Here is a 16,498-nt window from a genome sequence, read left to right on the forward strand (position 1 = left end):
ACGCGATAAACTCGTTTATGATTAAAAGAATAACCTTGAAATCTCAGTCGGAAATAGCATTTCCAGAATCCCGATTGTGGCGATTTCGCTAACACATATTGTATGGCATCGATGACGATTCTATCTTTCTCGCGCCAATTTTGAGTCTTCCGATAAAACGAAGCGCGAGGTAGAGATGTGAGTTTACACGCTTTAATGACTGATAAGCCCGCCTCTTTTAATGATTGAGTGCAGGATTTCTTTTCAGCCACTACCAACCCTTTTTTGCGAAAAGCTCCTTCATTGCATGGTTTTCAAGGCTAACTTCCGCAAAGCGCTTTTTCAGTTTCGCGTTCTCATCTTCAAGTTCTTTTAATCGTTTAACATCATTAGATTCCATGCCACCATACTTTGATTTCCAATTATAATAAGTGGCGTTGCTGATCCCATTTTGGCGGCAAGTATCTTCCACTTTCATACCAGAATCAGCGAGTTTTAAAATATTAACGATTTGAGTTTCAGTAAAACGGGCTTTTTCATCATGACCTCTGCAAATTTTAGAGCAGAAAATCTAATTATAGCTGTCTTATTTTAGGGGAAGTGGACATATTCAAGTGCCTGAAATTATTCTTTTAAATAGCCATGATGGTTCAAGCAGTTATCAAATGTTACCGGGGTTATTTAGAGCAGTATGTCAAAATGGTTTAGTTTGCGGAGATACGTTTGGTGAAGTGCGTGTGCCGCACAAAGGTGATGTCGTTGGGAAGGTAATTGAAGGAGCTTATGAGGTACTAGAAACCTTTGATACGGTAGCTGAAAAACGTGAACAAATGCAATCACTCATGTTACCGCCATCAGCACAACAAGCCTTGGCACAAGCGGCGTTGACGTATCGTTTTGGTGATGAACATCAACCTGTTACCGAAGAACAGGTATTACAACCTCGCCGCTGGGTGGATAAAAAAGATGATCTTTGGACTGTATATCAACGCTTGCAGGAGAATTTAATCAAAGGCGGATTACCGTGCCAGATTATGCGCCCCTGGCTGTCCGTCAGTTCTTTCGGCAAGCCGTTCAGGGCAACGTGGTAATATGCAATATCCGTTGTCTGTTTTTCCGGATGGTCAAAGCTCTCTATCCGTGCCAGCGGGTTATAACTGCCGCTGTTATAGACGTAATGCAGGGTCAGGTGCGCGGATTTACTGCTCTTTTCACCCGCTAGCCGCAGACTGTTTCAGCAAAACTGCACCGTTGATAGATCCACTAAAGATATTTTAAACTTATTTATAAATCGTCAAAAATAGAATTAAGGCATAGTGTTACATCATCTATATTATTTTCATCTAACTCTATAGAAATAGATTTTGAACCATTCCAATAAAATTTATTATTATCCAGAAGCATTAGGGTGAGAACACAGCCATCAATACTATACCTTGCCTCTTTAGTATTAAATCCATAAATTTGGTCATCCGGCTCAATATATAAAAAATCAGGGTTTTCTATAAGATCACGACAAATACCTATATTATGAGGAACAATATTATTGTCGAAATTGAAGGTGAAGCCCAATGAAAAAAACCATCATCACTTACTTCATTATCAATATCAACTTGAATGGGCTTGCATCATAGCATCAATTTCAGCATGCATGCTAAATCGATTACTATTAGGATATCCGAGTCCCGGAAGAGTCTTGCCTTCTATTCTAGGTATCCGCTCTGTAGGGTTAGAACCTTGGAATACTTGCCCTGCCATTTCAAAGAAAGCATCGACAACTGATAATCCGAGAGGATCAACCCACCCAACCGGATTCGGAGCATACTGATACAGATTTAACCCGCCCATCAGCCCTATCGGGTCTTGCTGGGTAAAGCGGCCTAAATCTGGGGCATAGTAGCGGAAGGTATTATAGTGCAACCCGGTTTCTTTGTCGAAATACTGCCCCTGAAAACGCAGATTCTGTTCACTGTCAAATTCATTATTTGGGCGTACTTGTCGCTGGAGATTTCCCCATACCCTATATTGCCCTTGCCAGACGATATTGCCGTCCGCATTGGTGAGGACTTCGGGCAAACCGTTTAAGCCACAGTGAGAATAATAAATGTTTTGCTGTGGGTGGATTTTTGTATCCGCGCATTCAATACGCGCTAATGATGTATAGCTGCCATCATTATAGGCATGATAAACCGTAGTGTGAGGCTTTGCGCTACTGTGTTCATGCACAAGTTGCATACCCACCCAACCAAATGTCTGAATTTCATCCGGTTCACGGGTGTGGTACGTGGTTGTATTCGCAATCGCACTGGCTTTCCATAAGCGCTTTTCAATACGCCGACCTAAGATATCGTAACGGTATTCGGCACGTTCATAACTAAGCGGGCCTTGGTTGATATCCACCGCGATAATCCGGTGCTCGCTGTCGTAATGATAACGCTGCCCTGCCGTGCTGACTTTTTAACAACGTGACACCATCCGCCCAAAACCATCATAGCGATAGTCATATTGGTCGCTGTGTTGCACTTGGTTATGGGCTACAACCTGTTGATTATCCTTGAGTAAGTTGGCCGCTTCATCGTACTGATAGTATTTTTGTTGGCCGAGGAGGTCTTGCTCCTGTGTTAAACGGTGAAGGGCATCGTAGGTAAAATGGTACTGCTCGTTTTTCTCGTTTTCTAACGCCTTCATTCGCCCAAGTGCATCATAATGAAAGTATAACCAATGACCAGCGGGGTCACGACGCGCAATTACTTGACCACGACGATTACGCTTGAGTAATATATGCTTGTCACCCGCATCCTTGATACAAATAAGTTGGCCTGCCGCATCATACTCATATCGGTTCTCTGTCGCGTCGGGTAAGCGTTCGGTAATCAGCAGTCCGGCGTCACTGAAAGTATAGGTGGTGGTTTCATTGAGGGCATTGGTGATGCTTTTCAGCTGACCCCAATCATCATAGGTCAACGTCGTTGGGTAACCCGAACAATCGGATTGGCGAGTCAGTTGTCCACTTGGATTATAGCAGTAGTGTGTCTCATTCCCTTTAGCATCCATTTGACCAACACAATTACCGAATTCGTCCCATACAAAGGTCGTCACATGCCCTAAAGGGTCAATCACACGACGTACATCGCCTTTATCCGTGTATTCCCAGTGCCACGCGGCCCCATTAGGCAAGGTTTGCACGGTCGGAAAGGCGAAATCTTTATCCCAATCAAAACAGGTCGATTGGTTTTCAGGGTCGATTGATTGGGTTAATTTTCATCTTCAAGTTCTTTTAATCGTTTAACATCATTAGCTTCCATGCCACCATACTTTGATTTCCAATTATAATAAGTGGCGTTACTGATCCCATTTTGGCGGCAAATATCTTCCACTTTCATACCTGAATCAGCGAGTTTTAAAATATTAACAATTTGAGTTTCAGTAAAACGGGCTTTTTCATCATGACCTCTGCAAATTTTAGAGCAGAAAATCTAATTATAGCTGTCTTATTTTAGGGTCAGTTTTGATAAATTACCTAATGATGTAATTACTCATCATTAAATATGAAATGGGGCAATTGCCCCATTTCAATTAACTAATTCGATACCATCCCATCAGCATGATATAAGCATTGGTAACTGTTAAGGCCGTTCCTGAACCGAGGTTTTCCGTGTTACCTGAATAAGTATGCGTATGCGGCCCACTATTAGACGTTTCACCTGACCATTTGTTAGTTCAGTAAACTAAAGTCCCCGACTATATATCAGCAAGTACCAATCACCCCAGCTGATATTTCTTAAAGTTCTCGGCTTGTTCCAGCACACTTTTATACACCTCGTCATTGGCCACTGGAGGGAAGCCATAACGGTGCAATAATAAAATCAGGTCGACTTTCAGCTTAGCTTTAATATCGTCTCGGTTGCTCCAGTCAGGGTATTGTGTGCTGTCATCCACAATCCGCTTCATATCCTTAGCAAGTGCCAGCATTTTGTCGTCATCGTAGGTAAAATCGTATTTCTGGCACATATGCAACAAAATATCGAGGAAAGCTTTTTCTTCCATATCGATACCTATGCCTTTAAATGACATCATTTCCGCCTTGATGTCATAAATCATCGTCGCCATTTGCTCGGTGAAATCATCAAACTCTTCGCCATTGAGCACATCGTTTTCTTTTCGTTGGTTATATTGTTCGACTAAGGCTTGGAATCGCTTGGAGAAATTGATCCCTTGGAGTTGATTGACCTTTTGAAAATCACTAATGGCTTTTTGTAGCATCTTTTGTAGCAGCTGCATTTTTGTGTTTGGCAGCTTGATTTTATTGATGCGCGCCATGTATTCATCATCAAAAATATCAATGGTCTCCGCTTTGTCATCGCCCAACGTGAAAATCTCTTCCACGCCTTCGGCTTTGAGGGCTTCGGCTATCATTTCTCGCACTTTTTGGTTCATTTGCGCTGTATCCGGTGCGTCCCCTTTCGTTAATTTGTAAACGATGGAGCGTACCGCGAGATAAAAATGAATGTGTTCACGTTCATCTTGAGTAATATCTTCACTGCCCACACACACATCATAAGCGGCTTTCAACCGCTTCACTAAGCCCATAAAACGCAGTTCAACTTTCTTGGTTTGCAAGATAAATTCAGCCGCCCGATTAAGGCAGTCTAATTGCAGCGTTGGCGAACCTGAAAAGTAATCATCGCTATCAAATTTATGGAATACTTGCGCCAATAAGTTCAAGTGATTACGCACTTCAACGATAGATTGCTGAATATCTTCGAAATTAGACTTATCCGCTTTCGAATACATGGCCAACGCCATATTCATGCGACTTTTAATACCAATATAGTCAACCACTAATCCCTTTTCTTTTCCTTCGAAACGGCGATTCACGCGGGAAATAGTTTGAATAAGATTATGCTTTTGTAATGGCTTATCGATGTAAATAGTATCCAGTTCTGGTACGTCAAAACCAGTCAGCCACATATCCACCACAATAGCGATTTTGAAGTTGGACTTCGGGTTCTTAAATTGTTTATCTAACTCTCTGCGGTAATCTTTTGTTCCCAGCAAATTGTACATGGCCTCATGGTCATCTTTTCCACGAGTCATCACCATATTGACCATCGGCAGGCGCATCAATTCGCTTTTCTCTTGCTCAGTGAGTTCGACACCCTCTATTGCCAGTTTCGCCTCAAACCACTCTGGCCGTTGTAACTTCAGGCTCTGATAAAATGCATAGGCAATTTCACGGCTGGCACAAACCACCATTGCTTTGCCTTTGATGGTTGAACCTTCTTCCACCCGCTTTTCATAATGCTGCGCAAAATCCTTCGCTAGCGCATCAATACGGTCAGGATCCCCTAAAATGGAGTTCATGTTTGCGGTGGCTTTTTTGCTTTCTTCTATCTGATATTCGCTGGTGCCTTGGGCTTCACACTCTTGGTAATAGCGTTCGATCTCTTCTAATTTGCTGTTATCAAGGGCGATTTTAGCTGCACGCCCTTCGTACACAATGCGCACGGTAATTTCGTCATTCACCGATTCGGTCATGGTGTAGCTATCGATTGTTTCACCGAATACATCTAAGGTGGCGTCGATAGGCGTGCCCGTAAAACCAACGTAAGTGGCATTCGGCAGTGAATCATGCAAATATTTAGCAAAACCATAAGTCTTTTTAACCGTGCCGTCTTCTTGGTTAATACTGATTTTTTGGTCGAGGTTAATTTGACTACGGTGAGCTTCATCAGAGATACAGATAATATTACTACGCTCAGAAAGCAGTTGAATATCTTCCGTGAATTTATGAATGGTGGTGAGGAATACCCCGCCACTGGCACGCCCTGCTAACTTGTCGCGCAAATCTTGTCGGCTGGTGACCGGGACAATAATTTCATCGCCAATAAAGGCTTTTGCATTGCAAAACTGTTTTGCTAGCTGTTCATCAAGGTCGGTACGATCGGTGATTAAAATAATGGTTGGGCTAGCGAAATCGACGCTTTTCATCAATAAGCGTGCTAAAAATTGCATGGTGTAGCTTTTACCACAGCCAGTGGCACCAAAGTAGGTGCCCCCTTTACCGCTGCCACCAATATTTTCACCATCCACATTTATCTGCTTACGCTCTTTTTCGATGTTGTAATACAGCTTACGAGCCGCGTAATACTGCGGATAACGGCAACAAACCTTAACTGAGGTCTTGCTGGTATCAGGAAAGAAAATAAAGTTTTTCAATACATCCAATAAACGAACGGGATGAAATAGCCCCTCGATCAGGGTATATAGGCCATTGATGCCTTGTTTTTCCGTTGATTCGTTACCGTTGATTTTACGCCATGCATAATAGAATTCATAAGGGGCAAATAGGTTACCCATTTTGTTATTCACGCCATCACTAAGAATACACAAGGCGTTATAAACAAATAGCTTAGGAATATCGCGGCGATAACGAACGCAAAGCTGTGTCCATGCGTCAAATAGGGTAGCTTCTTCCCCACGCACCGCTGATTTAAATTCGAAGACCACCAGCGGTAAACCATTGACGTATAAAATTGCATCAGGGATGCGCAGTTGTACTCCACCGTCCCGCGCTTGCCCTTCTATTTCCAACTGGTTAACTAACCGATAGCGGTTATTATCTGCCTCCGAGGCGATATCTTCCCCAGCAAATAATTTAACCAATTGAGCAGGCAATGTTTGGGTATCGAGCAGTTCGATATACAGGTCTTTTTGCTTGCGGTCTTCGCGTTTGAGTAAAAAACCATTACTGAGCCAATGGCAAAAAGTTTTATTACTTTGGTAGAGGTCGCTGGCTGGCAAAGATTGTAATTGCAGAACAATCGTGGTGATTTCACTTTCAGTGATGCCATCTGCTTGATATTGGTTAGCAAGGTACTGACGTAAGTCGTCCACTATCAACACTTCGCTATTGTCTTTACGTGGAATTGTGTTGCCGACATAATGCGGATAGCAGGTTTTTCCTGCATTGTTTGCATGTTGTCCTAGCAGTTCAATAATTGCCTGTTCCAATTTGGCTTCAGTGAAGATATGGCTCATGTCAGTGGCTTCTTGTCTGTTTTATAAATTGTTTTTTTTCGCGTTTTTTAATTAAGCTAGTTTAATTGATTCGATAACAAAAACCGCTGCACAATAAGAAAAATGTGAAGCGGTCGAGTAAATTAGATAAGTGTTTCTTCTGGAAGATCTATTTTGATGTCGTTTAATGACAGCTCACCGGAGATTAATTTAGGGAGGAGAGTGTCGCGGAGTTTTGTTAGTTCAGCAATTTCACATAGAGAATGTTTTATTCGTTCTAAGAATCGTCCACTCTCTCGTTGAAATAACTCCAATATAGGTTTATCTGGTTGAATAAAAAGAACATTTGAAAATAATGTCGTATTCATGTTCAAAGTCGTACTACCTCCACTAGCAAGGTCATGAAAGTGTTTATTTTTATTTAAAAGCGAAAAATAAAGGTAATCTCTAAAATATTTATGTTGAGGAACTATACTATTAATTTGCTGATTAGTATGAGCAGGCTCTGTAGTTATTGATACAAGACCTACAGTCGCTATACTACTCACACAAATGCTGCCTTCCGGTATAAGTTTTTTAATTTGAGATTTACCACCTTCAAAACTAAGATTATCAGATGTTTTAGTGATAAATACATTACCATGCATATCAGGGATTTTAATAAATGGTATGTCATTACCATAGAAATTCTTTTCTTTCTTAGAAGGTGTTTTTCCACAAATTATATTACCAAAATCAGAAAGCTTTGATATTCCCCATCCTTTAGGAACCCATCCCCCTAGCCCTAATATAGACTCTGTATCCTCTTCAAAAGCATCTGGAAATAACTGACGCATATCTTCTGGTAACGCTTTAAAATCTTCACTTTCTCGTACTATTTTACGCACTTCAACTCGGCGCAATAACTCTTCCGAAAACACTAAGTCCTGCTCAAAAAAACCGGTATCTAGTGCGTTATCAATCACAGGGTCAAAATCCACAAACCAGGATTTAAATAGGGTCTGCGCCATTTGCTCTAAGGTTTGGTTGATTTGGCGGTTACTTATTATTTTGTTATCTAAACTTTGAAGTATATTTGCAATAAAAGCCTGAACATCAAGAGATGGTTTTGGAACTTCAAAATTCTCAATCATACTTTTTGTTAATGCATTTCTTGTTGCTCCTGCACTCGACAAATTTAGTAGCAATATCTGGGTTTTAGGGCTAGCTAAGAAATAGCGTAAAAATCTAGCATCAAAGTGTTTCACGTTAGGTCGAATTATTGCTACATGCTGATTTACGCGGGCGGGCAAATAGGCATCTGGAACCAAACATACACGAGCTACTGAGTCACCAGTGATATTAAGCAGAATATCATTATGTTCAACAACAACATTTCTAAGCTTAGTAGCAGCAATCTCATCTATATAAACCAAACCACCTTCATCAAACCCTTCATTATAAATATTTTGGCTACGGATAAGGCAAACATCACCAGAATCTAAATAAACACTGCTCCCTCCTTTAGGAGTAGCCCCACTACCAATTTTGCAACAGTAATCACCTAGTTTGACTAAAGGCCACTCACTCCCCATAACCCAGCGCCTCCATATTTTTACGGATAGCTTTATCAAGCTCTGCTGCTTCATCCATCTGGCGATAAAGGGTTTGGGTCAATTCCTGCATCTTGGTTTCAAACGACACGCCGTCATCTTCGACCTCCGCAGCGCCCACATAGCGCCCCGGTGTGAGTACAAAATCATTGGCCTTGATATCGTCAAGGGAGGCAACTTTGCAAAAACCGGCTTGGTCTTGATACTGCTCAATACTGATTTCTTTGGCGGTGACACGACGTTTCAGTTCACTTTCGCTACTGCGCCATGCATGGAAGGTATCAGCGATAGTGGCGATATCCTCACCTGTAAGTTCTTTTTGGGTACGGCTGATCATGGTGCCGAGGTTACGGGCATCGATAAACAAGGTTTCCCCTTGGCGGTCGCGATAACCATATTTGGCGCTGGCGTGTTTACTTTTACTGATAAACCATAGGCAAACAGGGATTTGCGTGGTAAAAAATAACTGGCCGGGCAGTGCAATCATGCACTCAATACGGTCATCTTCAATAAGCTTTTGGCGAATTTCGCCCTCACCACTGGTATTCGAGCTCATGGAACCGTTGGCTAACACAAACCCGGCAACCCCATCTTCACTGAGCTTAGATAACATATGCAAAATCCACGCATAGTTAGCGTTGCCCGTCGGTGGAGTGCGGAAACCAGCAAAACGTGGGTCGTTGGTCAGCTCGGCTTCATTACGCCAATCTTTTAAGTTAAACGGCGGGTTTGCCATAATAAAATCGGCTTTTAAGTCAGGGTGCTGGTCTGCGAAAAAGGTATCCGCTGGGCGTTCCCCTAAATTGCCCGTAAGCCCCCTCACCGCCAAGTTCATTTTCGCCAGTTTATAAGTGGTGCTGGTCAGTTCCTGCCCATAAATCGCAATATCTCTACTTTTCCCTTGATGGCTTTCCACAAATTTCAACGATTGCACAAACATACCGCCCGAGCCGCAGCACGGGTCATACACTTTGCCTTGGTAAGGCTCTAACATTTCAGCTAGTAGGGTTACGACCGATTTAGGGGTATAGAACTCGCCCCCGCCTTTACCTTCGCTCGCAGCAAAGCGCCCTAAAAAGTATTCATAAACACGGCCGACGAGATCTTCTTCCCCTACCCCACACTCCGTGGCAAGGGTATCGATGTTTTCAATACTGTCGATCAGTGAAGCAAGCCTTTTCGGTTCAAGCCCTTGGCGAGAAAAATAGTTATCCGGCAATGCGCCTGTCAGTGATGCATTGCTTTTTTCAATGGTGGATAACGCGGTATCAATGATAACGGCGATATCGTCTTGTTTCGCACGCTCTTGCACATAAGACCAGCGGGACTGTTGCGGCAAAAAGAAAACGTTATCTTGCTGATAGAAAACATCCATATCAACAAAGGCTTCCTGACCATTTTTGATTAATTCGCTACGTTTGGCTTCGAATTTGTCACTGATAAATTTCAGGAACACCAAACTGAGTACCACATGCTTATACTCGGAGGATTCAACGCTACCACGCAGTTGATTAGCGGTATCCCAAAGGGTTTCTTCAAAGCCTTTGGTTGGTTTTTTCGCAGGTGATTTTGCCATGTCGATAGTTTCTCTTTTCTTATCAATTATTATCGGAGAGCACTGAGTTAGTGTTGATTGTTTTTACGCCAGCTGCCGATAATGTATACAAAATAGGTATGAAGAAGATTATCTCATAAAATCAGATGGGTTTGGGCGGCTACCGCTGAAATTCTTTTTGAAACATTCTCTTTAATGTCCAATGTGATCTTACCCATAACGCGCTGATACACGGCCAAATTAGAGAATTAGCGTGGTATCGGCAGCAAAATCCAAAATAATAATTTCAAAATAATTAGAGAGAAAAACTTGAAGTTATATTGTTATGTTATAACATAACCTACACATATCGGATCTATATTGGGTTTATTAATGAGAACAACAGCATTAGCAACTTTTTTTATTTTATTTCTAGGGAACCATAATTCGAGTTTTGCCGTTTCTACTGCAAAAGACTCAACAATTACTGTCACAGCAACAGGTATAGAAACGGAACAATTTGAAGCACCTTCCATCGTTAATGTAATACACAACAATACGGCATTAACTCATACCTCAATGACTGCGGGGGGGCTGTTAAAAGGGATCGCGGGGCTCAGTGAAGTTGGCGTAGGTCGTACTAATGGGCAAACATTTAACTTACGGGGTTATAACAAAAATGGGGTTTTAGTTCTGGTTGATGGCGTAAAACAGGACACTGGAATGGACAAGGGAAGTGCGACATTTGTCGACCCATTTTTAATCCAAAAAGTTGAGGTTGTCAGGGGACCTATGTCAAGTTTGTATGGTAGTGGTGGACTTGGAGGCGTCATTGATTATCGAACTGCAAATGCAAAAGATTTTCTGGATGCTAACGAGAAATATGGCTTTCGCGTATTTACTGCAGGGGCAACAGGGGACCATAGCTATGGAACAGGAGCGATGGCATATGGGCGAACAGCACAATTTGATGGCTTGCTTTCGCTGACCCAACGTCAGCGAGGTAATATTTATCAAGGAGATGGGTACTCCGCTCCAAATGATGAAGGAAATAACAGCTTGTTTGCCAAAGGTGAATATGCGATTGACGAGAACCAAAGTGTAAGCGGCAGTATCAAACACTATCGTAGTAAATCAAAAGAACCTGGCAACCCAACAGTCACGAGTCCTAGTGTTGATAATTCAGAATACTATCACCGCAATATTACTCAGCGTGATATACAAATGAATTATCATTTTAACCCTACTTACTCAGGCTTAATTGATTTGAATACACTACTTTATTCTTCTGAAGTGGATGTTCATTCAACACCTGCGGGACAAAAAAGTAAACACCGCAATAGCTCAAGTTATGGAACAAAAATAACAAACACGAGTATGATCCAATCGCCATTATTTGGTCAACAGATTATTTTAGGTGGCGAATTTTATCATCAAAAGCACCAACCTTCAGGTGCTGAAACCGTCTACCCTGATGGGAAAATTAACTTTTACTCAGGGCTAATCCAAGATGAGATTACATTACGCGATTTACCACTGACTTTTATCATTGGTACTCGTTATGACCATTACCAAAGTAGCAATTCAAAATATGGTGATTTAACAGCTAGCAACTACTCGCCAAAAGCCGCAATTGTATTAAATCCAACCGATTGGCTGATGTTATTTGGTTCCGCATCTTCAGCCTTTCGGGCACCTACAATGGAAGAAATGTATCGTGATGGATTACATTTTTATTCACGAGGGAAACCTAATTATTGGGTACCAAATCCAAACTTAAAGCCTGAAACTAATCATTCACAGGAGATTGGAGCGGGCCTGACATTTGATTCTATTTTCTCTGAGGGAGATAACATCGAACTGAAAGGCAGCTACTTTAATACCCATGCGAAAAATTATATAGCAACGCATGTTGATAGAAAAAAGGGAATTACCTATGCAAATAATGTCGCGTTAGCAAAAATTTGGGGATGGGATATCCAATCAAGTTATGAACATCGTGATTTCAAATTAGGCCTATCCTATAACCACACTGATGGGATTGATGCTAATAATCGTGAATGGTTAGGAAATTTAAGTCCTGATACGCTGGTCACTTCTCTAGAAATACCCACATCACTCAGTGGCGTATCCGTCGGTTGGCGAGGCACTTTTGTCGCGCCAGCACGCCATGTGAAAACAGGCACGGACACTCAAGCAGGCTATGTTTTAAATACATTTTCTGTGGATTATCAACCTCTCGAAAATCTAAAAGGCGTAACCGCTGCGTTAGTTTTAGATAATGCATTAAATAAACAAGCGAATTCAATTCAAGGTGCTCCTATTGCGGGCCGCTCTGTTAATGTTTTTGTTAGTTACCAATGGTAAATAGGAATACTGAAATGAAATACCAATTAATTACGATTAGTTTATCCACATTATTGATGACATCTATAGCGTCCGCTCATGATGTTTGGCTCACTGCTAAGCCAATAAGCGACCGTATTATTGCTGAGATTGGCTATGGCCATGATTTCCCGTCGAAAGGACGTTTACCTAATCGGCAGGATTACTTTGTATTACCGCGAATAACGACAGAACAAGGAAGTGAACCATTAGAAAGCACAGAAACAGATTATGTCTATGAATATAAGCAACATCTAAAAAATACAGAAAACTTTATTATATCAACAAATATGAAACCGATGTTTTGGTCTAGAACTAAGAAGGGTTGGCGGCCACTAGATAAGCAACAAGCAGAACAAGCGAGCTATTGCCAATTCAGCGTTAAATTCGCTAAAACGGTCGTGAGTGACGGAAATCTAAAATTAGATAGTTATATCTTTAAACCTATAGGGCAAGAGTTAGAAATAGTCCCAATTAATAATATTTTTTCTAATAATGAGCAGGTAGATTTATTTCAGGTTTTTTACCGCGGTAAGCCACTTAGTCATAGCCAAGTTGAAATAGATTCTGCTGAATATATTAAAAATAGTCATAATCATAGCCACAGTCATGCAGCTAATAACGAATCAAAGCACCCGCCACATACTGCGGAGTATTCGGTGACGAGTAATAATGATGGCATTATTTCAATTAAGCATTTACCTGCTGGTGAATGGATGTTATTAACTAAGTATAAGCAACCATTTGAAAATAGAGAACAATGTGATGAAAGTGTGGCGGTAGCAACGTTGTCATTTAAACGTTAATCGCAATATTTTTACGGCTCTGACAGCTATCTCATAGACAGAATCGAATTATCAATGAGATAGCTTTTTCTTGCGGGTTAGTGGCAATAGATAGTTAATCCAATTTCAGTTTTGATGATAACCATTATTTTGCTTAACAAACACAAAAAATAAGGCGGGAGTTACCTTTCCCGCCTAATGTTATCATTTTATTTATCAGGTTGTTAGATGTATTTCGTTACCAGAACAGTGCATATAAAACGCATAAGATAACCATAATTGCGTATGACGCAATATTGAAGCCTTTTGAGGTTTTAAATGTCTCTGACGTTAGGATAATTGCCCCCTCACAGTCATCTTCTTTTGCTGTTGTTAAGCTTATCAAACCAATCACCACCGCAGTAAAGAAGAAGGTGTACATCATTTGGTCTAGGAATGGCATACCTAATGGCATCAGTTTTAAGAATAATGCAAATGGGATGGAGAGCAGTACACCGATGATCGCCCCTTTCGCATTGGTTTTCTTCCAAAACAAGCCTAATAAGAAGACAGCTAAGATACCTGGGCTAACTAACCCCGTATATTCCTGAATATATTGGAAAGCTTGTCCAATGTTACCCAGTAATGGGGCGATAAAGCAGGCAACAATTAAGGCAACAACCGCACTAACCCGCCCAACATTCACTAATTTGTGATCAGATGTGGATGGAGCAATGTATTCTTTGTAAATATCCATGGTGAAAATAGTTGCTACTGAGTTCAGCATGGAAGCTAAAGAAGAGACAATCGCTGCAGCTAATGCAGCAAATACAACCCCTTTAGCGCCTACGGGTAAGAACTGCGTTAACCATGGGTAAGCTTTATCTGCCTGTGCCAGCGTAGGTATATGCTCTTGTGCCATCGTACCTAATCCTGCCAATAACGCTGGATCAGAAACAATCACATATGCCGCGATACCGGGTACGACAACGAGGATTGGGACAATAAGTTTGAGAAATGCCGCGAAAACCAAACCTTTTTGCGCTTCATTAATCGATTTAGCGGCTAATGCACGTTGAATAATATATTGGTTAAAGCCCCAGTAATATAAATTGGCAACCCATAACCCACCAATTAACACGGCAATACCCGGCAAATTGCTAAATTGCGGGTTGTCTGGGCTTAAGATCATTTCAAAATGCGCAGGTGCCTCGCTGGCCATACGACTCATACCCGCGAATAACCCTGCATCACCACCAATATAGCTCACTGCCATTATCGTGGTTAAAAAACCGCCTAAAATTAAGAAGAAAACTTGTACCACATCCGTCCATGCAACTGCAGACAAACCGCCATAAAGCGAGTAAATCACTGCAAATAATGCTAAGCCAAAAATAGCATAATGCATTGGGATACCAAGGATTGTTTGTAATGCTAACGACCCTAAATAAAGAACTGATGTTAAGTTAACAAAGATAAATAATGCCAACCAGAATACCGCTAAGATTGTTTTTAACGTTTTATTAAAACGTTTTTCAACAAACTCTGGAATAGTAAAAATACCTTTATCAATAAACACTGGCATAAAGTATTTTGCGACAATAATCAGTGTTAATGCTGCCATCCATTCATAGGATGCGATGGCCAAACCTATTGAAAAGCCAGAGCCCGACATACCAATAAACTGCTCTGCTGAGATATTTGCCGCAATCAATGAAGAACCGATTGCCCACCAAGGTAATGTTTTTCCTGCTAGAAAATAGTCTTTTGTACCTTTTTTTTGCCCTTTTTTATCTCGAGAAACCCAAAGACCAACACTAATAATGACAAGCACATACAGAATGAATATTCCGTAATCTAATGTGCTTAACCCAACCCCTTCAGTTTGCATAATCAAATTCCTTCACCAAATGATAACGAAGTAAGTGTAAACGTTACCACAGAATTTCACCGTTAAATGAATCACATATTTTCACAATATCCTCTAAAATATTAACTTAATGAGCTAACTAGCCGAAATTAATACAAAAAATCATTGATAGATAGAAAAATAGTGATGGCAGGAAATCTGTTTTATAGTAAAACCGTGAACTCCATCAAATATGAATGAAAACGTTTACACAAAATAATGTCATTCTATGACCTATATAGGAGTTAAACGTGCAAAGGTCTAACTGAATTACGCTGAACCAATGTCGGAGAGTAAATCAAGCTTTCACCTGTTGTTTTTTCCCCTCTCGCTAAAGAGAGTGCTAGCTGGGTGGCTTTTTCTGCCATCATTTGGATAGGGTAACGAATGGTTGTTAAGCGTGGGTGGATATAGCGGGCAATCAACACATCATCAAAACCAATCACTGAGACCTGTTCTGGCGAGTGAATTTCATTTTCATCTAATACTGCGATGGCTCCTGCAGCCATAAAATCGTTATAACCCACGACCGCTGTAATTTCGAGCGATTTTATCAGCAAGTTCGTCATCGCTTGCTCTCCACCTTCTCCATACGGCACGCCATATTCAATATAACTATCAGACAGTTGAATACCATTATTTTTTAATGCATCCCGATAACCTTGTAAACGTTGCACCGCATCCTCAATTTGGTGATTTGAAGAAATGTACGCAATTTTAGTATGGCCATGTCGAATGAGATGCTCTGTCGCTAAATAAGCGCCCTTGTAATTATTTAATGAAATACAGCGGTTTGCAATTTCATCAATATGGCGGTTTATCAGTACCATACTTGGGACTTCTTTCGCATATTGTAGCAATTCTGCATCATCAAGGGCTTTAGAGTGGATCACCAGAGCATCACAGCGGTTGTTGATCAACAGCTCAATAGATTGGCGCTCTTCCTTTGCGTTATGGTAACCATTACAAATCAGAATATGTTTACCGTTTTTATGCGCTACGCCATCAACGGCTTTGACCATCACGCCAAAAAAAGGGTCGGAAACATCGTTAACTAACACCCCAATGGTATTTGAGCTTTGGTTCACAAGAGCACGAGCTGCGGCATTGGGACGATAACCCAGCTTATTCATTGCACTCTTTACTGAGACAATAGAAGCTTGACTCGCCTTCGGTGATTGGTTAATCACTCGAGAAACAGTTGCAACCGACACACCGGCTTCTTTTGCCACATCTTTGATTGTCGCCATCGTATACCTCTACAATTAGGATGGCTTATTAAACAATGCCCTAGGATTAAAAACAATGGCATAGC

11 protein-coding genes and 3 pseudogenes are annotated in these 16,498 nt (G+C 41.2%); 3 read left to right on the top strand and 11 right to left on the bottom strand.

Annotated features, from left to right (window positions below):
• A pseudogene (locus PSF42_RS15405) lies at positions 1 to 535 on the bottom strand (transposase); the annotation flags it as partial.
• Between the two features lie 52 nt (positions 536 to 587).
• On the opposite strand from PSF42_RS15405, the pseudogene PSF42_RS15410 reads away from it, so the two are divergent.
• A pseudogene (locus PSF42_RS15410) lies at positions 588 to 1,001 on the top strand (DUF932 domain-containing protein); the annotation flags it as partial.
• Here the strand turns inward: PSF42_RS15410 and PSF42_RS20825 are convergent.
• From PSF42_RS20825 to PSF42_RS15445, 8 genes and pseudogenes are all read right to left on the bottom strand, one after another.
• Positions 965 to 1,048 (bottom strand): hypothetical protein, encoded by an 84-nt coding sequence (locus PSF42_RS20825; RefSeq protein ID WP_423810928.1) that lies wholly within the window; start codon positions 1,046 to 1,048, stop codon positions 965 to 967. The pseudogene PSF42_RS15410 and the gene PSF42_RS20825 overlap by 37 nt on opposite strands.
• A 215-nt stretch (positions 1,049 to 1,263) precedes the next feature.
• Positions 1,264 to 1,551, bottom strand: coding sequence for a hypothetical protein (locus PSF42_RS15415; RefSeq protein ID WP_217748447.1), 288 nt, complete (start codon positions 1,549 to 1,551; stop codon positions 1,264 to 1,266).
• Positions 1,552 to 1,587: 36 nt separating this feature from the next.
• Complete coding sequence (locus PSF42_RS15420; protein WP_254879869.1) at positions 1,588 to 2,379, bottom strand: RHS repeat-associated core domain-containing protein; 792 nt, start codon at positions 2,377 to 2,379, stop codon at positions 1,588 to 1,590.
• A 57-nt stretch (positions 2,380 to 2,436) separates the two neighbouring features.
• Positions 2,437 to 3,165 carry an RHS repeat domain-containing protein gene (locus tag PSF42_RS15425; protein WP_272680319.1) on the bottom strand — a complete coding sequence of 243 codons (729 nt, stop codon included), beginning with the start codon at positions 3,163 to 3,165 and terminating at the stop codon, positions 2,437 to 2,439.
• Positions 3,166 to 3,236: 71 nt separating this feature from the next.
• Positions 3,237 to 3,440, bottom strand: a pseudogene (locus tag PSF42_RS15430) (transposase); the annotation flags it as partial.
• A gap of 301 nt (positions 3,441 to 3,741) precedes the next feature.
• Entirely contained in the window at positions 3,742 to 7,020 is a 3,279-nt protein-coding gene (locus tag PSF42_RS15435) for a type I restriction endonuclease subunit R (protein WP_272680320.1), read from the bottom strand.
• Positions 7,021 to 7,142: 122 nt separating this feature from the next.
• Complete coding sequence (locus PSF42_RS15440) at positions 7,143 to 8,573, bottom strand: restriction endonuclease subunit S (RefSeq protein WP_272680321.1); 1,431 nt, start codon at positions 8,571 to 8,573, stop codon at positions 7,143 to 7,145.
• The gene (locus PSF42_RS15445) at positions 8,563 to 10,167 is read right to left on the bottom strand and encodes a class I SAM-dependent DNA methyltransferase (protein WP_272680322.1); all 1,605 of its coding nucleotides are present in this window, start codon (positions 10,165 to 10,167) and stop codon (positions 8,563 to 8,565) included. Before PSF42_RS15445 ends, PSF42_RS15440 begins: the two co-directional genes overlap by 11 nt.
• Before the next feature lie 351 nt (positions 10,168 to 10,518).
• Between PSF42_RS15445 and PSF42_RS15450 the strand changes: the two genes are divergently transcribed.
• Both PSF42_RS15450 and PSF42_RS15455 read left to right on the top strand, forming a co-directional pair.
• Positions 10,519 to 12,492, top strand: coding sequence for a TonB-dependent receptor domain-containing protein (locus PSF42_RS15450; RefSeq protein ID WP_272680323.1), 1,974 nt, complete (start codon positions 10,519 to 10,521; stop codon positions 12,490 to 12,492).
• Positions 12,493 to 12,506: 14 nt separating this feature from the next.
• The gene (locus PSF42_RS15455) at positions 12,507 to 13,316 is read left to right on the top strand and encodes a DUF4198 domain-containing protein (RefSeq protein WP_272680324.1); all 810 of its coding nucleotides are present in this window, start codon (positions 12,507 to 12,509) and stop codon (positions 13,314 to 13,316) included.
• A 217-nt stretch (positions 13,317 to 13,533) separates the two neighbouring features.
• On the opposite strand, the gene PSF42_RS15460 is transcribed toward PSF42_RS15455, so the two are convergent.
• Entirely contained in the window at positions 13,534 to 15,165 is a 1,632-nt protein-coding gene (locus PSF42_RS15460; RefSeq protein WP_125894022.1) for a sodium/sugar symporter, read from the bottom strand.
• 263 nt (positions 15,166 to 15,428) lie between these two features.
• Positions 15,429 to 16,433, bottom strand: a complete 1,005-nt coding sequence (locus PSF42_RS15465) for a substrate-binding domain-containing protein (RefSeq protein ID WP_213914337.1) — start codon at positions 16,431 to 16,433, stop codon at positions 15,429 to 15,431.
• Positions 16,434 to 16,498 lie beyond the last annotated feature (65 nt).

The organism is Providencia sp. PROV032, from assembly GCF_028484875.1.
Classification (GTDB): domain Bacteria; phylum Pseudomonadota; class Gammaproteobacteria; order Enterobacterales; family Enterobacteriaceae; genus Providencia; species Providencia rettgeri_E.